At 75.2% G+C, this 18,600-nt stretch carries 16 protein-coding genes and 1 pseudogene; 8 read left to right on the top strand and 9 right to left on the bottom strand.

The genetic code is table 11. The features are described from left to right. Nucleotides 1–22: 22 nt before the first annotated feature. Nucleotides 23–1,528: a DNA-binding protein NsdB gene (locus tag V1L54_RS27755; protein WP_330120923.1), complete on the bottom strand. Its 1,506-nt coding sequence runs from the start codon at nucleotides 1,526–1,528 to the stop codon at nucleotides 23–25. Nucleotides 1,529–1,765: 237 nt separating this feature from the next. On the opposite strand from V1L54_RS27755, the gene V1L54_RS27750 reads away from it, so the two are divergent. Continuing rightward, nucleotides 1,766–2,908: an aminoglycoside phosphotransferase family protein gene (locus tag V1L54_RS27750; protein WP_330120906.1), complete on the top strand. Its 1,143-nt coding sequence runs from the start codon at nucleotides 1,766–1,768 to the stop codon at nucleotides 2,906–2,908. Between the two features lie 246 nt (nucleotides 2,909–3,154). On the opposite strand, the gene V1L54_RS27745 is transcribed toward V1L54_RS27750, so the two are convergent. Continuing rightward, nucleotides 3,155–3,652, bottom strand: a complete 498-nt coding sequence (locus tag V1L54_RS27745; protein WP_330120905.1) for a hypothetical protein — start codon at nucleotides 3,650–3,652, stop codon at nucleotides 3,155–3,157. Nucleotides 3,653–3,785: 133 nt separating this feature from the next. On the opposite strand from V1L54_RS27745, the gene V1L54_RS27740 reads away from it, so the two are divergent. Together V1L54_RS27740 and V1L54_RS27735 are read left to right on the top strand one after the other, a co-directional pair. Beyond that, nucleotides 3,786–4,523: a leucine-rich repeat domain-containing protein gene (locus tag V1L54_RS27740; protein WP_330120904.1), complete on the top strand. Its 738-nt coding sequence runs from the start codon at nucleotides 3,786–3,788 to the stop codon at nucleotides 4,521–4,523. Between the two features lie 125 nt (nucleotides 4,524–4,648). Then, nucleotides 4,649–6,481 (top strand): serine hydrolase domain-containing protein, encoded by a 1,833-nt coding sequence (locus V1L54_RS27735; RefSeq protein WP_330120903.1) that lies wholly within the window; start codon nucleotides 4,649–4,651, stop codon nucleotides 6,479–6,481. Nucleotides 6,482–6,488: 7 nt separating this feature from the next. Here the strand turns inward: V1L54_RS27735 and V1L54_RS27730 are convergent, their stop codons facing one another. Together V1L54_RS27730 and V1L54_RS27725 are read right to left on the bottom strand one after the other, a co-directional pair. After that, the gene (locus V1L54_RS27730) at nucleotides 6,489–8,120 is read right to left on the bottom strand and encodes a phytoene desaturase family protein (RefSeq protein ID WP_330120902.1); all 1,632 of its coding nucleotides are present in this window, start codon (nucleotides 8,118–8,120) and stop codon (nucleotides 6,489–6,491) included. Between the two features lie 100 nt (nucleotides 8,121–8,220). Then, a pseudogene (locus V1L54_RS27725) lies at nucleotides 8,221–9,615 on the bottom strand (serine/threonine-protein kinase); the annotation flags it as partial. A 274-nt stretch (nucleotides 9,616–9,889) separates the two neighbouring features. On the opposite strand from V1L54_RS27725, the gene V1L54_RS27720 reads away from it, so the two are divergent. The 4 genes from V1L54_RS27720 to V1L54_RS27705 all read left to right on the top strand — a co-directional run bounded on the left by V1L54_RS27720 (nucleotide 9,890) and on the right by V1L54_RS27705 (nucleotide 12,455). Then, nucleotides 9,890–10,585 (top strand): phosphodiesterase, encoded by a 696-nt coding sequence (locus V1L54_RS27720; RefSeq protein ID WP_330120901.1) that lies wholly within the window; start codon nucleotides 9,890–9,892, stop codon nucleotides 10,583–10,585. A gap of 97 nt (nucleotides 10,586–10,682) precedes the next feature. Continuing rightward, entirely contained in the window at nucleotides 10,683–11,135 is a 453-nt protein-coding gene (locus V1L54_RS27715; RefSeq protein ID WP_330120900.1) for a DUF4383 domain-containing protein, read from the top strand. 101 nt (nucleotides 11,136–11,236) lie between these two features. Further along, nucleotides 11,237–12,085: an MBL fold metallo-hydrolase gene (locus V1L54_RS27710; RefSeq protein WP_330120899.1), complete on the top strand. Its 849-nt coding sequence runs from the start codon at nucleotides 11,237–11,239 to the stop codon at nucleotides 12,083–12,085. Between the two features lie 97 nt (nucleotides 12,086–12,182). Then, complete coding sequence (locus tag V1L54_RS27705) at nucleotides 12,183–12,455, top strand: hypothetical protein (protein WP_330120898.1); 273 nt, start codon at nucleotides 12,183–12,185, stop codon at nucleotides 12,453–12,455. A 28-nt stretch (nucleotides 12,456–12,483) separates the two neighbouring features. Here the strand turns inward: V1L54_RS27705 and V1L54_RS27700 are convergent, their stop codons facing one another. From V1L54_RS27700 to V1L54_RS27680, 5 genes are read right to left on the bottom strand one after another with little or no spacing between them, the layout of a single operon-like run. Continuing rightward, a complete protein-coding gene (locus tag V1L54_RS27700) occupies nucleotides 12,484–13,842 on the bottom strand; it encodes a PP2C family protein-serine/threonine phosphatase (RefSeq protein ID WP_330120897.1) in 1,359 nt (452 codons plus the stop codon). Between the two features lie 7 nt (nucleotides 13,843–13,849). Beyond that, the gene (locus tag V1L54_RS27695; protein ID WP_330120896.1) at nucleotides 13,850–14,872 is read right to left on the bottom strand and encodes a SpoIIE family protein phosphatase; all 1,023 of its coding nucleotides are present in this window, start codon (nucleotides 14,870–14,872) and stop codon (nucleotides 13,850–13,852) included. Beyond that, a complete protein-coding gene (locus V1L54_RS27690) occupies nucleotides 14,857–15,300 on the bottom strand; it encodes an anti-sigma regulatory factor (protein ID WP_330120895.1) in 444 nt (147 codons plus the stop codon). The genes V1L54_RS27695 and V1L54_RS27690 overlap by 16 nt, the downstream gene beginning before the upstream one ends. Before the next feature lie 28 nt (nucleotides 15,301–15,328). Then, on the bottom strand, nucleotides 15,329–15,742 hold the full coding sequence (locus V1L54_RS27685) for an STAS domain-containing protein (protein WP_330120894.1): 414 nt from the start codon (nucleotides 15,740–15,742) through the stop codon (nucleotides 15,329–15,331). Then, entirely contained in the window at nucleotides 15,739–16,611 is an 873-nt protein-coding gene (locus V1L54_RS27680; protein ID WP_330120893.1) for an STAS domain-containing protein, read from the bottom strand. The genes V1L54_RS27685 and V1L54_RS27680 overlap by 4 nt, the downstream gene beginning before the upstream one ends. A 694-nt stretch (nucleotides 16,612–17,305) precedes the next feature. Here V1L54_RS27680 and V1L54_RS27675 point away from each other — a divergent pair. Next, nucleotides 17,306–18,292 carry an anti-sigma factor RsbA family regulatory protein gene (locus V1L54_RS27675; protein WP_330120892.1) on the top strand — a complete coding sequence of 329 codons (987 nt, stop codon included), beginning with the start codon at nucleotides 17,306–17,308 and terminating at the stop codon, nucleotides 18,290–18,292. The last annotated feature ends 308 nt before the right edge of the window (nucleotides 18,293–18,600 follow it).

Below are 18,600 nucleotides of genomic sequence, written 5' to 3'. Positions count from 1 at the left end.
CCCTCCCCGGCGGCCGGGCCCGCTACACGCCCAGACTCCCGGCCGTCCACCGCGGCGCGGTCACCGGGCCGCTCCGGGGCGCCTTCGGGGCCGAGGGCAGGGCGTGCTCGATCTCCTCGCGCAGGTCCTCCACCCCGGTGGAGCCGGCGTAGCGTCCGGTGAGGCGGTACATCTCCCGCAGCCGGTGCCAGGTGCGGTGCGAGGAGGTGCTGCCGATCGAGACCAGCGCCAGCCGCGCGTAACGGTCCGCCTGCTCGGGGTCGTCGGCGATGAAGCAGGCGGACGCGAGCGAGATGTAGTCGAGGATCCTGGACCGGTCGCGGCCGTCCTTCCGCAGCCGCAGCGCCTCCTTGGCGTGTCTCTCGGCGGTCCTCGCCGCCGAGGGGTCGTGCTCGGCCAGCGTGCGGTACGCCAGCGCCTGCATCCCGTGCAGGTCGGCCTCGTCGAACAGCTGCATCCAGCTGGGCGGCGGTACGTCCCGCCGGTCCGAGGCGAACAGTTCCTCGGCCTCGCCGAGCGTGCGCCGCATCGCCTGCCCGCGCCCCATGGACGCCTGCGCCCACGCCTCGACGGTGTGCAGCATCGCCCGGGTGCGCGGCAGGGTCTCCTCCCCGCATCCGGAGCGGGCGAGCTTCATCAGGTCCAGGGCGTCCTCGGGGCGTCCCAGGTGCACCATCTGGCGTGCGGCCCGGGACAGGGCCTCGCCGGCCCGCGGCCGGTCGCCGCCCTCGCGGGCCGCGTGCGCGGCGATGACGAAGTACTTCTGGGCGGTGGGCTCCAGGCCGACGTCGTGGGACATCCAGCCCGCCAGCACCGCCAGGTTGGCCGCCACCCCCCACAGCCGGCGCTGGATGTGCGGCGGGTGGCGGTAGGCGAGCATGCCGCCCACCTCGTTGAGCTGGCCCACCACCGCCTTGCGCTGGAGACCTCCGCCGCGGGACGCGTCCCAGGTGCGGAACACCTCCACGGAGCGCTCCAGGGACTCGACCTCCCCGGAGCCCACGGGGGCCGCCTCGTAGCGGTCGGCGGAGACCGGGTCGGTGACGAAGGCGCCGCCGGGGCCGCCCGCGGCCGGGGCCGGGTCGGCCCCGAGCCAGTCGTACATGGCGCTGCTGAGCGCCGATCCTGCGGTGAGCGCGGCGCCCGCGCCCACCAAGCCGCGTCGGTTGAGCATGAGGTCCATTCCCGTGAATTCGGTGAGGACCGCGGCGGTCTGTTCGGGAGCCCACGGCAGTCCGTGGACGGACTCCCGCCTCCTCCCGGCCGGCCCTGATCGGCTGAACCCGAGGTCCTCGATGGTCACGACACGGCCGAGTCGCTCGGTGAACAGGGTCGCCAGTACCTTCGGCACCGGATCGCGCGGGGTCTCCCCCAGGCCGATCCAGCGCCTCACCCGGGAGGTGTCGGTCGCCAGCTGCGGGTGGCCCATGGCCGCCGCCTGCCGGTTCACGAGCCGGGCGAGTTCGCCCTTGGACCAGCCGGTGAGGCCGAACAGGTCCGCGAGGCGGGTGTTGGGTCCCTTTGTCACGTGCAAGCCCCCAGGTTCTCGGCTGAGTTGACAGTAGCCACCGTCCGAAGGGCCCCGCGAGCATTCGCCAGGGTTCGCCAGGGTTCGCCAGATGGTGTGCCACCCGTACCGGGGTGTGCTGTAGAACCGCGCCACCCCGTCCGGCCGAAGGCTCCGGCATTCCCCAGGGTGCTCCCCGGCCCCGGCCGGGTGGGTGGCGCGGCAACCTGTCGGCGCGCGAAGGGATCCGGCTCGTCCATGTACCCAACACCGTCCCCCGTGTCAGCCCTGCCCCAGCAGCGCCAGCGCCGGCCGTACGGCACCGCCCCCCACTCCGAGCAGCCGCGCACGCCCGCGTCCGGGCCGCCGGCCGGCATGGGCCGGCAGCGCCGCGCGCACGGCGTCGGAGGGCCGCCGGCCGGGGTGAGGCTCGACCTGTCCGGCCCGCAGGGCGCGCGGCTGCGTACCGCCGTCACCTCGGTGCACCGGATCTGCCCGGAGTTCCAGCCGGTGCAGGTGATGCGCCGCGGCGGGCACTCGGTGGTACTGGTCGGCACCGTCGGCCGCAGTCCCGCGGTCGCCAAGTGCCTGCTGGAACACTCACCCGAGCGAATCGAGCGGTTCCGGCACGAGATAGAGGTCTACCGCGCCTTCGTGCGCCACCGTCCGCCGGTGCGGGTTCCCCGGCTCATCGCCGCCGACCCGGAGGCGTGCGCCCTGGTCGCCGAGCGGGCACCGGGCCGCCCGGTGTCGCTCCGGCGCCATCCGCCGGAGCCCCCGACGTCCTCCGAACTGCACGCGGTGCTGGGCGCGGTCTGCCGGCTGAACGCCTGGCAGCCGCCCGCGGGCCGGTTCGGGGCGCAGCTCGACTACGGTCCGCTGATCGCGCGTTACCACGAGCTGGGGCTGCTGACCGATCGCGACCTGGGGGATCTGCGGAAGCTGCTGCACGGTCTGGCGCGGGACTCCCGGGGGAGCGGTCGCGGGCAGTTCTGCCACGGGGACGCCCTGCTGTCCAACGTGCTGCTGTCCCCGGCCGGTCCGGTGCTGGTGGACTGGGAGCGGGCCGGCTGGTACCTGCCCGGCTACGACCTCGCCACCCTGTGGTCGGTGCTCGGCGACTGCCCGGGGGCACGCCGCCGGATCAGCCGGCTCGCCCAGTCCGCGGGGCGGGGCGCGCGGGACGCCTTCCTGGTGAACCTGATGCTGGTGCTCACCCGGGAGGTCCGCGTCTGCGAGGCGGCCGTGCAGCGGGCCATGCGGGAGCCGGCCCCGGTACCGGGTGGCGACCGGCCCGGCCAGCTGACCTCGGGCGAGGAGCAGCGACTGCTGCTGCGCAGGCTGCACGACGACTGTGTGACGGTCCGGCGCGCGGTACGGGCGGCGGTCGGCACCTGCTGAGCCGCCCCGCGCGCCGGCGGCCGGCCCGTCCGCCCGGTGGCCGTGGGGGTGCCGCCGGGGCCGCCCGGAACGGCGCGCGGGGCCGGAGAGCCCGTACGGGAGCCGCCCGTACGGGCTCCGCCGGTTCTCGTGCCTCCGGGCCGGCCCGGGCCGGCGGCACCGGACCCACGTCCGGGTGGCCTCCGTCAGGGCCGCGACGTCACGGTGCGGAACGCGCACGGGTGACGGCCCCCGCCCCCGGGGCCGTCACTGCCGGAACATCTCCGCCGGCAGCGGCTTCAGCAGCTGGTAGAGGTCCTCGGTGATCGGCCGGTCCCAGCTGGCGATGGTGACCAGCACGCCGTCGCTGCGGTCGAACTGGACGCACGAGATCCGGGTCTCGGAGCAGATGACCCGGCGCACGATGAGCAGGTTGTCGTCCAGCATCACCGGGCTCTCCTCCGTTCCGGTGACGGTGACCTCCTCGTCGTTCTCCAGTGCCGCCAGCAGTTGGGCCACCTCGAAGGGAACCTGGTCGTCGGCCCGCTCGCGGGCCGGGGACCCCTCCGGCAGATTGCCGATGATCATGGCGGGTCCGCGTCCGCCGAACAGGTCGTACCGCAGGAACACCCCCTGGCAGCTCCCGTCCGGCGCGGGCAGCAGTCCGGCGCCGAGGTTGCCCGGCCAGTCCCCGGGGTCCATGGCCAGCACGTCGAAGTCGGGTCCGGCGGGGACGGGGGCACTGCGGCGGCGGAGAAAGGACATGCGGCCATGGTACGGGGACCGGTGGTCCCGCGGACCGGCTGTCCGCGCGCCCGCGGTACCACCGCCCCGCACCGGCCGCCGCCGTCTCCGGCGGGCATGGCACCCCCCCGGAGCGGCCGGTACGGTGACCGCCATGGCGGCGGAGTCGGTGGCGGAGCCCGCGCTGAACCTGTGGCGGGCGGGGATCGAGCGGGTGCCCGAGGAGGTGTGGGAACGCCGGGAGCTGCGGGTCCTGATCCTGGCGGACAACGCGCTGACCGAACTGCCGCCGGGCATCGGGCGGCTGCGGCGGCTGCACACCCTCGACCTCGGCCACAACGCGCTCGGCTCGCTCCCCGAGGAGATCGGGGAGCTCACCGGCCTGGACCGCTGTCTGTACCTGCACGACAACCGGCTCACCGCGCTGCCCCGCTCCCTGGGACGGCTGCGCCGGCTGGCGTATCTGAACGTCGGCGACAACCCGCTGGGGCGGCTCCCGGCGGAGCTCGGCTCGATGGCCTCGCTGGTCGAGCTGCGGGCGCAGCGGTGCGGGTTGCGGGAGCTGCCCGGATCCCTGGGCGGGCTCACCGCGCTGCGGGAGCTGTGGCTGCGGGGCAACGCACTGACCGGTCTGCCGGCCGCCCTGGGCGGGCTGCACCGGCTGCGCGAGGTGGAGCTGCGGGAGAACGTCCTGGAGCGGGTGCCCGGGGCGCTGCGCGGGCTGCCCCGGCTGCGGCGCCTGGACCTGCGGGCCAACCGGTTGCGGGAGATACCCCACTGGCTCGCGGAGCTGCCCGCGCTGGAGAAGCTGGATCTGCGGTGGAACCCGGTCGAGGTGCCGCCGCGTCTGTCGGCGGAGCTGATCCGGCGCGGCTGTGTGGTGCTCCGGTAGGCGGAGCCGGGACGGGCCGGGGTTGACGCGTGGGAGTCCCGGGAAGGGATGTCCCGGCTCTGCCCGGTGCGCCGGGTGGTGCTCCGTCAGCTCCCGTTCCCCGGCTCCTGCGAGGAGGTCGCGGCATGACCGGTTCCGCACCGGCCCCGGCACCCGGTCCCGTACCCGGCCGGGGCATCGGCCGACGGCGGTTCGGGGTCCGGGCGCTCGCGCTCGGCGGCGGCCTGGTGCTGGCCACGGCACCCGTCGCGGCCGCCGCCCCCCTCCCCGGCGGCCGGGCGCCCGTGCTGCGCCGCGGCACCGCGCGGCAGGCCGGACTGCTGGAACCGCAGCTGCGGGGGCTGGTGGCGGACGCCGGCTCCTTCCTCTCGCCCCCCGCCGGCCGGCCCTGGTACGCGGGCGCGGTGCTGCTGGCCGGGCGCGGCTCCACCGTCGCCCTCCACGAAGCCATCGGGTACGCGGTGCGCTACGCGGCCTACGACGAGGCGGGCGACACCGGTGTCGAGCTCCCCGCCGGGCGGCGGATCCCCGCCCGGCCCGGGACGGTCTACGATCTGGCCTCCCTCTCCAAGCTGTTCACCGCGATCCTGGCGGTGCGGCAGATCGAGCGCGGCGCCCTGGCGCTGGAGGCGCCCGTCGCCGGGTACCTGCCGGAGTTCGGCGCGGCGGGCAAGGCGGGGATCACCGTACGGCAGCTGCTCACCCACACCTCGGGGCTGACCGCCTGGCTGCCGCTGTACGCCGAACCCTCCCGGGAGGCCGTGCTCCGGCGGCTGTGGCGCGAGGCCCCCCTGGACCCGCCCGGCACCGTCTACCGCTACTCCGACCTGAACCTCGTCGTCCTGCAACTGGTGCTGGAGGAGGTCACCGGCGAGCCCCTCGACGTGCTGCTGCGCCGGGACGTCACCGGGCCGCTGGGGCTGCGCCGGACCCGCTACAACCCGCCCGCCTCCTGGCGGCCGCGCATCGCCGCCACCGAGGACGCCCGGCCACCCTGGTCGGGGCTGGACCGCGGCATGGTGTGGGGCGAGGTCCACGACGAGAACGCGTACGCCCTGGGCGGGGTGGCCGGGCACGCCGGGGTCTTCTCCTGCGCCTGGGACCTGGCCGTGCTGTGCCGGACGCTGCTGAACGGCGGCGCGTACGGCAGCGCCCGCATCCTGGCGCCGGAGTCGGTGGAACTGCTCTTCCACGACTTCAACACCGGCTTCCCCGGCGACGGGCACGGGCTGGGCTTCGAGCTGTACCAGCACTGGTTCATGGGTGCCATGGCCACCCCGCGCACCGCCGGGCACACCGGCTTCACCGGTACCTCCCTGGTGCTGGATCCCACCACCGACACCTTCCTGGTGCTGCTGGGCAACTCGGTGCACCCGGTGCGCACCTGGCGCTCCGGCAGCGCCCCGCGGGTGGCCGCCGCCGACCGGCTGGCCCGGGCCGTTCCGGTGCGGCCCGCGGCCGGGCGCACCGCCTGGTTCTCCGGGATGGTCCCCGGCGTCTCGGCCGTCCTCGCCCTGCCCGGGGTGGTGCCGCGCGGCGCGGACGCCCGGCTGCGCTTCCGGGTGTGGTGGGACACCGAGCCGGCCGACGGCGCGCTGTTCCTGGAGGCCGCGTCCGGCCAGACGTCCGGCCGGGTGTCCGCGGACGGCGGGGCGGGCTGGGAGCCGGTGCCGTTCACCGTCTCGCGGCCCGGCGCCGGGCCGGTGGAGCACCCGGACGGGAGGCTGTCCGGTTTCTCCGGCCGCGCCTGGTACCGGGCCGACGCCTCCCTGGCCCGCTGGCGGGGCCGGACGGTGCGGCTGCGCTGGCGGTACACCACCGGCGGCCGCTACGTGGGGCGCGGCGCGTACGTCGACGGAATCCGGGTCGAGGACGGCGGGCGGGTGCTGTTCGACGACTCCCGCCGCCGGGACGCGCGCCGGGTCGCCGCGGACGGCTGGACGGCGTCGGCCGACTGACCGCGGGTCACCTCCCGAGCACCGCCATCGCCGCGTTGTGCCCGGGGACCCCGCTCACTCCCCCGCCGCGCACGGCACCCGACCCGCACAGCAGGACGTTGGGCAGCCCGGTGGCCACGCCCCACCGGGCGGCCGGGTCGCCCGGGTCGGCCGCGGTGCCGTCCCCGTACGGATCGGCGTGGGGGAAGGCCAGGTCGCCGTGGAAGATGTGCCCGCCGGGCAGCCGCAGCTCGCGCTCCAGGTCCACCGGGGTCCGTGCCTCGACGCAGGGCCGTCCCTCGGCGTCGCGGGCCAGGCAGCCGGCGATCGGCTCGTCCAGATGGGCGTCGAGCTGGGCGAGGGCGGCGGTCAGCAGGTCATCGCGGAGCCGCTCGTCGCGGTCGGCGCCCCCGCCGAACAGCCGGGCGGGGACGTGCAGCCCGAACAGGGTCAGCGTGTGGTGCCCGGCACGGGCCGGCTCCGGTCCCAGGATCGACGGGTCGGTCAGCGAGTGGCAGTAGATCTCCGAGGGCGGGGCGGCGGGCATCCGTCCCGCGGCGGCCTGCCGGTAGGCGGTCTCCAGCTGCCGGTAGCCCTCGGCGACGTGGAAGGTCCCGGCGAAGGCCTCGCGCGGATCGACCGAGCGGTCGCGCAGGGCCGGCAGCCGCCGCAGCAGCATGTTGACCTTCAGCTGGGCCCCTTCGGCCCGGGCCCGCGGCGGCGGCTCCTCCCCCAGCAGGACCGCCAGTTCCCGGGGCGAGGCGTTCACCAGGACGTGGCGTGCGGAGACCGTGCCCTCGGTGTCGGCGGTGCGGTAGCGGACCTCGGCGGTGCGGCCGTCGGTGGCGATCGAGACGGCCTCGTGCCCGGTGGCGATCCGCGCGCCCGCGGCGCGGGCGGCTCCGGCGAGGGCGTCGGTGAGCGCGCCCATGCCGCCCACCGGCACGTTCCAGTCGCCGGTGCCGCCGCCGATCACGTGGTAGAGGAAGCAGCGGTTCTGGCGCAGCGAGGGGTCGTGGGCGGAGGCGAACGTCCCGATCAGGGCGTCGGTGAGCACCACGCCGCGGACCAGGTCGTCGCCGAGGTGCTCCTCGATCGCCTCGCCGAGCGGACGCTCGAACACCGCGCGCCAGGCGGCCTCGTCACCGACCCGGGCCCGCAGCTCCTCCCGGGTGGGCAGGGGCTCGGTGAGGGTGGGGAAGATCCGCTCCGCCAGGCGCCGTGTCATGCCGTGGAAGCGCCGCCAGCCGGCGTACTCCCGTTCCGATCCGGTCAGCCGCGCGAAGGCCGCCCGGTCGCGGGACTCCTCACCGGTGATCAGCAGTCCGGTGTCCCGGCCGCCGCGCCGTACCGGGGTGTAGGAGGAGACGGGCCGGGACCGCACCGCGAAGCGCAGGCCCAGGTCCGCCACGATGCTCCGCGGCAGCAGGCTCACCAGGTACGAGTAGCGCGACAGGCGGGCGTCCACTCCGGTGAAGACCCGGGCGGAGACGGCGGCACCGCCGGTGTGGTCCAGGCGTTCGAGCAGCAGGACGCCGAGTCCGGCGCGGGCGAGGTAGGCGGCGGCCACCAGTCCGTTGTGGCCGCCGCCCACGATCACGACGTCCGCCGTGTCGTGGCCGGTGCTGCCGAGGGAGCGGTCGGAGTGCGGGTCGGGCATGGTTCTTGGTAACACGTACGGTCCGGCCGGGCGAGGATCCCGCGCCCGGGGGAGGCTGTCAGCCGGAGCCCGTGCCGGGCTTCTCCCCCTGCCCGCACGGCGCCGCCACCAGGCGGTACAGCTCGGCCGCCTCGGTGCTGCGGCCGAGCCGCTCCAGGCAGTGGGCCTCCTCGTTGCGGCTGGTCAGCGTGTCGGGGTGGTGCGGCCCCAGCACCCGCAGCCGGGCGGCGGCGACCGCGCGGGCCTCGTCCAGCGCCTCCTCCCAGCGGCCCAGCCGCCCCAGCGCGTGCGCGACCTCGTGGCGGCTGGCCAGGGTGTCCGGATGGTCCGGCCCCAGCACCCGCTCGCGTTCGGCGGCGACCGCGCGGTGCGCCTCGGCCGCCTCCTCCCAGCGGCCCAGCCGCCCCAGGCTCAGCCCCGCGCTGTGCCGGCTGGCGAGCGCGGCCGGCAGATCGGGCCCGGGGCGCCCGCCGGTGGGGACCGGCCCGGTCCAGGGGCCGCTGAGGACGCTCGGGTAGCCGGCGAGCGCGGGGCGCAGCGACCAGGTGGCGGCCTTGCCGCCGGGGCTCATGCCCTGGGCCCACGGCGGCACCCGGCGGGCCTGGGGCGGCTGCGGCCCGGCCGGCGCGGCCGCCCGGGCCCGGGACAGCCACGCCGCGGTGATGCGGTGGCCGAGTTCGGCGGCGTCCGAGGGGCGGTCGGCGGGCTCCTTGGCGAGCAGGTCGAGGATGATCCGCTCCAGCTCCGCCGGAAGCTCGCCGCGCAGCTCGCGGGGCGGCCGCGGCGGGGTGTCGCGGTGGCCGACGAGGATGCCCCAGGTGTCGCCGAGGTCGAAGGGCGGCACGCCGGTGGCGATCTCGTACAGCACGCAGCCGAGCGAGTACAGGTCGCTGCGGTGGTCCAGGGGGGCACCCGCGATCTGCTCGGGTGACATGTAGTGCGGGGTGCCCATGGCGTCGCCGCCGCCGGTGAGCTTGGCGGTGAAGCCGATGTCGTGACCGAGCCGGGCGATGCCGAAGTCGCAGATCTTCACCGTGCCGTCGGCGGTGCGCATCACGTTGGCGGGCTTGAGGTCGCGGTGCACGATGCCCTGGTCGTGGGTGTAGGCCAGGGCGGCGGCCACCTGCTCGGCTATGTCGAACAGGTCGGGCACGGGCAGCGGCCGGTGGCCGTCCCGTTCCAGGAGCTGGCTGAGGTTGTGCCCGCTGAGCAGTTCCATCACCAGGTAGAGCACTCCGTCGTGCTCGCCGAAGTCGTGGACCACGGTCACCCCGCGGTGCTGGAGGGACGCCGCGACCCGCGCCTCACGGCGGAAGCGCTCCCGCAGCACCCGCATGAAGGGCGGGTCGGTCTCCCGACCCAGCGGCTTGAGGCACTTGACGGCGACCACCCGTCCCAGCGACTCGTCCTGGGCCCGCCACACCTGCCCCATGCCGCCGCGTCCGACGAGTTCGAGCAGCCGGTACCGGCCCTGGATCAGCGTGCTCTCCTTCATCGCGCGCCGCCGCCCCCCTCTCTCGCCCGTTGCCGCCCCCCGGCCCGCCCAGTATGAGCCCTTCCCCGGCCGGGCGGTAAGGCGGTGGAGCCGTGTCGGTGTGTGCCGTGGTGCGCCGGGTCCTGTGAGGCCCCCGCAGGCCCGCAGCCCCGCAGGCCCGTGCTCGGGTTTCGGCGGGGGCGGTCCGGCAACTGGGAGCGATGGGGCGCCGGCCGGTCCGTAAGGGGCCGGTACCGGGCCCCGGGAAACCGTGACCGGAGGCGAGGAGAGCCGGATGTCCCATTCCCTGCGTGCCCGCGGCGCCCGGGCGGGTTTCCGGCTGGCCGCCCGGCTGCGCCGCGCCCCGGCCTTCCACCCCCGCGGGCTGACCTGCACGGGAGAGCTGACGGTGGTGGGCGGGAACGGCTCGTCCTGGGGCGTGCCCTGGCTGGAGCGGTCCGGCCGCCACGACTGCGCGGTACGGCTGTCGCGGGGTGCCGGACTGCCCGGTCCGCTGCCCGACTGGCTCGGGCTCGCCGTCCGGGTGGTGGACGCGGGCGGCCCCGGGCGCCATCTGGACCTGCTGCTGACCACCAGCGCCCGGCTCCCCCTGCTCCGCCACCTTCCCCTGCCGCGCGGGAACGCGCTGGGCGGCCCCTACTCCGGCCTGCTGCCCTATCGGGTCGGCGGACGCCGCATGCTGCTGGCGGCCTTCCCGCGCCGCCGGCTGCGCCCGGTGCCCGGCAGTCCGTCCGGGCTGCGGCGGGCGCTGGACGAACAGCCGCTGGTGTTCGACCTGCGGGCCGCCGAGCCGCTGGGCCGCTGGCGGACGTTCGCGGTGCTCACGGTCCGCGCGCCGCTGCCCGAGCCACCCGCCTCCACCCCGGGGTACGACGTCTACGGCCACAGCCTGCCGGGGCTGGCGCCGGGGCCGCTGATCGCGACGGTGCGGCGCGCCGCCTATCAGGGTTCCCGGGAGGGCCGCCGCTGAGCCATTCGCCCGATCAGTGGCATACGGACAGTTTTCACCCCGGGCACAGGGGTACTCCGAACCGGCTGCTACCCCCTCCACACAGGAGATGATGACGATGGCCAGGACAGGGCCGAACACCACGGGCATGGCACGCCGATCGGCGGTGAGCACCGCCGCCATGGTGGTTTCGGTGGTCTTCCTACTGGTAGGAATCCTGGGGTTCATCCCCGGCATCACCACGGACTACGGCGAGATGCAGTTCGCGGGACACGAGTCGGAGGCCCAGCTCCTCGGCATCTTCCAGGTGTCGATCCTGCACAACCTCGTCCACCTCGCCTTCGGCGTCGTCGGACTGGCGATGGCCCGCAGCGCCTCCGGGGCCAAGGCCTTCCTGATCGGCGGCGGTCTGATCTACGGGCTGCTGTGGCTCTACGGCCTGATCGTGGACGAGGAGAGCGACGCCAACTTCGTGCCGCTCGACACCGCCGACGACTGGCTGCACTTCTTCCTGTTCGTGGGCATGGTCGCCCTCGGTGTGATCCTGGGCCGCCGCCCGTCGAACCCCTGACCGGCCACGGCCGGGCCCGGTGGGGTGACCGCTCGCGTCGTCACCCCACCGGGCAGTGCCGGGTCACGGCCGTGTCCGGCGAGGACAAGGAGCTCCCCACCGTGCCGTCCGCACCGCCCGCGGGTACCGCCGAGATCCTCTTCGTCGGCAACGCCACCCTGCTCATCCGCTACGGCGACCTCACCCTGCTGACCGACCCCAACTTCCTGCACCGCGGCCAGTACGCCTATCTGGGCAAGGGCCTGCTGTCGAAGCGGCTGGCCGATCCGGCGCTGGGCGTCAACCAGCTCCCGCCGGACCTGGACGCGGTGATCCTGTCCCATCTGCACGGCGACCACTGGGACCGGGTGGCCCGCCGCCGGCTGCCCCGCTCGCTGCCGGTCATCACCACCCCCCACGCCTCCCGGCGCCTGCAGGGGCTGCACGGGTTCAGCCGGGCCACGGGCCTGCCCACCTGGCACGACCACGTCCTGCTCCGCGGCGGCAGCCAGGTCCGCGTCACCGCGCTGCCCGGCCGCCACGGTCCCGGCCCCGCCCGCTTCCTGCTGCCGCCGGTGATGGGTTCCCTGCTGGAGTTCGGCGACCCGGGCGGACCCGTACGGCTGCGGCTGTACATCTCGGGGGACACCCTGATGTTCCCCGGGATCCACGAGATCGCGCGCCGCTGCCCCGGTATCCACCTGGCCGTGGTCCACCTGGGCGGTACCACCCTCCCCGGCGGGCTGCTGGTGACCATGGACGCGCTCCAGGGCGCGGAGCTGGTCTCCGTGCTGCGTCCGCGCCGCGTCCTGCCCGTGCACTACGACGACTACGGCGTCATGAAGTCCCCCCTGTCGGACTTCCTCCGCGAGGCCGGGCGGCCTGGCTTCCCCTCGGGCGTGGTGCACTGCGCCCGGGGAGAACGGGTCACCGTGGACGCGGACGGGCCGGTGGGGCGGGCCGGGGACTGACGGCCGCGGCCCGGGGTACCGGACGCCCCGGAGATGCCTGGAGAGATCAGGGGAGACCCGGAGAGATCAGGAGAGATCAGGAGAGGAAGGCGCACCGGTGCCGAGCACGATCACCGCCGAACACGTACGGGAGCTGCTCAGCTCCGCCGACCCGGACCCCCGGCTGGTCCTCCTGGCAGGCCGGGCCCGGGTCGTTCCCGCCGCCGAGGCGGGCACGGACCGCTACCGCGGGGCCGTGGAGATCGTCTCCCGGGACGAGCTCGCCGCCCGGCTGGGCCCCCGGGGACAGGACGGGCCGGAGCCGTCCGACCGGGAACTGGCCGAACTGGCGGCCCGGCTGGAGGCGGTGGTCACCGGGCTGGGCGCCTGACGCGCCGCCGGACGGCCCGCGCCGCCCCTCAGGGGCGGCGCGGTCTGCGCACCGCCAGGGCCAGCGTGTCGTCGGGGTGCAGGATGATCGTGTGCATGTCCGCGGCGACGGCGCCGGGGATCTCCTCGATGGGCCTGTCGGCGTGCCGCCGGACCGCCTCGGCCAGCCGTCTCTCCCCCTCCCGGGGGTCCCGGCGGCTCTCGGTGAGCCCGTCGGTGTAGAGGACGAGCAGATCGCCGGGCTCGATACGGGTGTGCAGCAGGCGCTCGCTGCCCGCGAGCGGGTAGCCGATGCCGCGCCCGCGCACCTCCAGGTACCTCGGCCCGCCCTCGGCGGGCAGCAGCAGCGCGGGCGGATGGCTGCCGTTGGCCAGGTACAGGTCGCCGGTGCCGGGATCGATCCGGGCGAGCAGCACGGTGGACATCAGCTCGCTGTCGAAGGGCATCAGGATCTCGGCGGTCCGGGCGATGATCGACTCCAGCGGATGCCCCTCCAGTGCCAGGGTCCGTACCGCGTGGGTGACGTTGAGGGCGCCGCGGGTGCTGGTCACACCGTGGCCGAGCGCGTCGACGACGGTGATGTGGACGGTGCCGTCGGGCAGTTGCAGCCAGTCGTACAGGTCTCCGCCGGTGGGCGCGTCGGTGCCGGCCGGGGCGTAGTGGACGGCCAGTTCCAGCCCCGGCACCTCGATCGGCGCCGGCCGCAGGGCGTCCTCCAGTTCGCGCAGGGTCTGGCCGTGGGCGTTGCGCAGCTGCTCGTCCCGCTCCTCCAGCTGGACGTAGAGCGCGAGGGTGCCCCGGTTGGTCTCGGCGAGCTCGTGCTTGAGCTGCCGGTGCTCGGCGGTCAGGGCGTCTATCCGGGCCAGCGCCGCCCGCAGTTCCTGCTCCATGGCCTGGAGCTCGGACGGTCCGTGGTCCTCCCCGGTCTCCGGCCCGCCGCCGTTCCGCGAGGACGGGACGGCGGCACGGGTGTTGTGCCCCTCGGGCAGCGGCAGCCGCCAGACGGCCGAGCCGTCCGGGGTGAACTCGGCCGGCAGGGGCAGGTACGCCGCCCCCCGGTCGTGTTCCGCGCCCAGTTTGTCGAGGGCGTCGAGGGTGACGACGAGCTGCCGCGGCGGCCCGCCCGGCCCGCTGCCCGGGGAGGAGGCCGGGCACTCCCGGGACCCCCGGGACTCCGGGGCCTCCGGGGCCTCCGGGGACTCCGGGGCCTCCGGGGACACAGCCAGCCGGACGGGCCGCCCCGCCTCGATCTCCCGGCGCGCCAGGTCCGCCGCGGACATCACCAGCCGGGCCCGCAGCTCGACCGGCAGCCGGTGGGCACGGGCGGCCCCGCGCACCGCCTGCCGCAGGCTCGGCAGTGTGTAGTGGGGTCTGTCGTTGTCGGTCATGGCACCTCTACGCCGCCTGGGCGGTGAGCACGGTGGCGTCGTCGCGGACCCGCCGGTGGCCGTGGACCAGGGCGGCGGCCAGCAGGGGCGGGGGAAGACGCGGCAGGAAGGAGGACGGGTCGCGGTCCCAGTGGGACTCCACCCCGTCGCTGTGCAGGACGATCGTCGTCCCGGGGCGCAGCGTCAGGGTGCGGGGCCGCGGGGTGGGGACGTTCCAGCCGACGATGCCGGGCTGACCGGTCAGCCGGTGGTCCACCCCGCCACCCGAGAGCACCGCGGCGCGGATGTTGCCGACCCCGCAGTACTCGGCGCGGTCGGAGCGCAGCCGCAGCACACCGGCGGCCGCGCCGCGGGTGTGGCGCAGCGCCCGGTGCAGCGAGGTGAGGATCTCGGTCAGGGGGCGGTCGGGGGCGGTACGGAAGGAGCGCAGCGCGGAACGGGCCGCCTCGGCGGCCGACGCGCCGTGCCCCAGCCCGTCGACGACCAGCGCGGTGAGCGCGTCGCCGGTACCGGCGACGGCGTGGGCGTCCCCGCAGTGCTTCTCGCCCCGGGCGGGCAGCCGCACGGCTCCGACGTCCCAGCCACCGGGCCGCGGCTCGCCGGGCACCGCCAGCCGGGCGCAGACCAGGGTCCCGGTCCCCCTGCGGGTGCGGATGGTGAACTCGGTGGCGATCCGGCGCACCGCGCCCAGTCCCGCGCCCAGCGAGCCGGTGGTGGTGTAGCCGTCGGCCAGGGAGCGGTCGAGGTCGCGGATGCCGGGGCCGCTGTCGACGGCGAGGATCTCCATCCCCTCGCCGTACGGGAGCCGCTGGACGTACACCGTGCCGTCGACGGCGTGCTTGACCAGGTTGCTGGCCAGTTCGCTGGCGAGGACCGCCGCCTGGTCGGGCATGGCGCCGGGCAGCTCGCACCGCAGCGCGCAGTCGCGTGCGGCGGTGGCCGCCAGATGGATCGCGCTCTCGTGGTCGATGCGGATCTCGTCGGTCAGCCCCTCGGCGGTGGCGGACTGCCGGTTCACTGCGTGGTCCATCGCGTCGCCCTGATCGTGGTGCCCTTCCCCGGCGCGGTGTCCACCTCGAACTCGTGCATCAGGCGGCGGGCGCCGCCCAGGCCGTGCCCCAGACCCGCCCCGGTGGTGAAGCCGTCGGCCAGGGCCTGCTCCACGTCGGGGATGCCGGGTCCCTCGTCCCGCACGGTCAGCCGGATCCCGCGGCGGCCCGCGTTCCGCGGGAACTCGATGGTCACCGTGCCCCCGCCGCCGTGGATGTAGGCGTTGCGGGCCAGTTCGCTGGCGGCGGTGACGACCCGGGTCTGGTCGACGAGCCCGAATCCGGCCTCCACGGTGGCCGCCCGCACCGCGTGCCGGACCGCGATGAGGTCCTCGTCGGTGCGGACGGGGTGGGTGGCCGGAGTCGCGGCGGAGCCGCCGCCCGCCCCGCCGGAGCCTGTTCCGTTCATATGAGTCACCGGGACACCGACCGTCCGCTCACCCGAGAGTTTCACGCCGAGTCCCCCTTCCCGGGGGCAGCGGGGCGTGGCGCCAGCCGAGGGCGGTCAGCCCCTGCTCGGCGTTGAGCGCGGTCTCCACCCCGGTGAGCTGGAGCCCGAGTTCGGCGAGGGTGATCGCCACGGGCGGCCGCATGCCCGCCACGATCACCCGGGCACCCAGCAGCCGTGCCATGGTGCTCAGCTCCGTCAGGGTGCGCGCCACGAACGAGTCGATGATCTCCAGCCGGGAGATGTCGATGAGCACGCCCCCGGCCCGCTCGGCGGTGATGCGCTCGGTCAGCTCCTCCGCGAAGACGGTCGCCGTCTTGTCGTCGAGCTCGTTGACGAGGCCGGTGACCAGCACGTCACCGAGCCTGACGATGGGCACCTCCATGCGCCGGCGCGCGGTCATCGGCCCGCCGGCGCCTTGGCGGACGGCGAGTCCTGGTCGGTCATCTCGACCGCGGCGGCCAGGGCGTCGGCGAGGGTCGCCCGGGTGAGGATGGTGGACAGGTCGATGCCCAGCTGGGCGATGGTCTGCGCGATGGAGGGCCGTACCCCGCTGATGAAGCAGTCCGCGCCCATCAGCCGGACCGCGTTGACGGTCTGCATCAGGTGCTGGGCGACCGCGGTGTCCACCGTGGGCACACCGGTGATGTCGATGATCGCGACCCGGGCCTCGTGGCTCTGGATGGCCTGGAGCAGGTTCTCCATCACCACCTGGGTGCGTGCGGTGTCCAGGGTGCCGATCAGCGGCACGGCCAGGATCTGCCGCCACAGGTGCACCACGGGGGTCGACATCTCCAGCAGCTGGCGGCTCTGCCGCTGGATGATCTCCTCGCGGCGTTCGACGTACGCGTTGAAGGAGAGCGCGGCCGCCTCGTCCAGCAGCCGGTTGATCGACAGCGCGACGGGGAACAGCTCCCGCGGGTCCTGGTTGTCCCGTTCCACGGCCTCCAGCAGCGCGTCCTTGAGGGCCAGGATGGCCAGGGAGGTGGCGGTGGGGTCGGCGCCGGCGCGTTCCCTGCGCAGGGACAGCTCGGCCAGCGCGTCGCGCAGCTCACCGTGGCTGTCGAGCATGTTGTCCACCGCGCGGTCGCTGTTCAGCGCCCCGCCCAGCAGGATCAGCAGGGCGTCGGCCTCCTCGCGGAGCTCGCTCTCGCCGATGCCGATGGCCGCGCGTTGCTGCTGCAACTGCACCCACCGGTCGGCGATCTCGTCGCCGCGCTCCCGCAGGGCGGTCGTCAACCGGTCTCGTACGGCCGCGTCGCTGGCGTTCACCACAGTCCCTCTCACAGTCCCCACCGCCGGGTGCCCGTCGCTCGGACCGGTCGGTGTCACCGGCCGGCGGGCCAGTACCCACCGCCCGTTTTGTTGCTGTCCGGCAGATGTTAGCAGCGGCCCGGAAGCCGGAAAGATCCCAACTCGAGCCGCTTCGGGGGCCGGTTCTGGTCCCGGCCCCTCCCTGGCCTTCCCGGAAACCGGCGCCTGATGCCTCCCGGTGGCGGTTTCCTCGCCAAAGATCGTCCACGGTCGCCGGGACAGGACCGGGAACCGCCGGGTGCGGGCCTCTGACCAGGCCTCCTCGGTTCCCCGGGAAAGCCGTACGGCCACCGCCGCTGTACTCTTTGCCTCTGCTTTCCCCCGTTTTCCCGATACTTTTCCGCCGTGCTTCCCCAGCACCGGGACCGGTCGCCGCGTCCTCCCGTGGAGCGCCTCACCGGCTCCCGTGCTCGTGGGGAGGCGCAAAAAGGCCGTGTGCGCGCGCCCTTCCCGGGCACACGCACCCTGGAGCAGAGCCGAGGACCGAGTGGAGGTGTTCACCGACGTGCCGTCGACGGTGCCGCGCCGGTGCCTCCGGTGCGGCCGCCCCGGTGGCCGCACCGCCGTGTCGGCCCCCGGCCCGAACCGGGCCGTCGGCACCCGCGGCCGGCTGTCTCCCGCATGCCCTCGCCACACCAGAGGTGGTCCCCCCGTGACCGAAACCGCTTGTTCTCCCACCGGACGGGACGACCTGGAACCCTTCGTCCATCCCGCGCTGTTCTACCGGACCCCGCAGGAGTACCTCACCGGTGTGGGGGGCTTCGTCGACAACGCGCTGAAGGCCGACGAACCCGTACTCGTCGCCGTTCCCGGACCGCGGCTGCGGCTGTTGCGCGGGCATCTGGGGGCGGCCGCCGATCCCGGCCGCATCACCCTCGCGGACATGACCGAGTTCGGCCGCAACCCCGGCCGCATCCTGTCCGCCCTCCGCGACTTCGCCGACCGGCACACCGGCCGGCCCGTCCGGATCGTCGGAGAGCCCGTCTGGGCCCGGCGCTCCCGGGCCGAGGTGGTGGAGGCCACCCGTCACGAGGCGCTCATCAACGCCTCCTTCGCCGGCCGGGACGCGACCATCCTGTGCCCCTACGACACGGCCGGGCTGCCCGCCGCCGTGTGCGCCGAGGCCCGCCGCACCCACCCGGTCCTGTGGGAGAACGGCATGGAGTGGCCCAGCCCGCACTACGCCGGACCGGCCGCCGTCAACGCGGACTGCGACGCCCTCCCCCTGTCTCCCCCGCCCGCGGACGCCCACCTCCTGACGTTCACCTCCGGCGACCTGGGCGAGGTCCGCCACCACGCCGACCTGCGGGCCCGCGAGACCGGCCTGGACGTCCGGCGCCGGGGCGACTTCGTCCTCGCCGTCGCCGAGGCCGCCGCCAACTCCCTCGCGCACGGCGGCGGCCGCGGCACCCTGCTCCTGTGGGCCGAGGGGCCCTCGTGCCTGGCGGAGGTCCGCGACAGCGGGCGGCTCACCGACCTGCTGGCCGGCCGCCGCCGCCCGGCCCTCGACTCCGCCGACGGCGGGCGCGGCCTGTGGATGATGCACCAGCTCTGCGACCTGGTCGAGACCCGCTCCGCCGCCACCGGTATGACCGTGCGGCTGCACATGACGCGTCCGGACGGCCTCCCCCGCCCGTAGCGCCGTCCGGTCCCCGGCCGCGGCCCGGCCCTTCCGGAGTCAGCCATGAAGATGCTGATCAACTTCTCGTAGTTTTACACGGCCGCAGGTCAGGCTCATGCTCGGAGGCCGTTGGTCGGCAAGCTCCCGGCACGGGTCAGGAGACGTGCACTTGGCGACCCGGCTCATCCGCGGGATGGGCAGCTTCTTCAAGAACTGCGCCCGCGCCCGCCAGAACCGTTGCGCCCACCCGTACATCGGAGGTGTCGGGTTGCGCTCAGGGCGCTGTGGGGCCGTCGGGGCCCCCCCGCGGGGGGGGGGGGGCCCCG

It is taken from the genome of Streptomyces rubellus, from assembly GCF_036323805.1.
Taxonomy (GTDB): Bacteria; Actinomycetota; Actinomycetes; order Streptomycetales; family Streptomycetaceae; genus Streptomyces.
The sequence above is the reverse complement of the archived record's forward strand: the minus strand, read 5'-3'. Positions and strand labels throughout refer to the sequence as shown.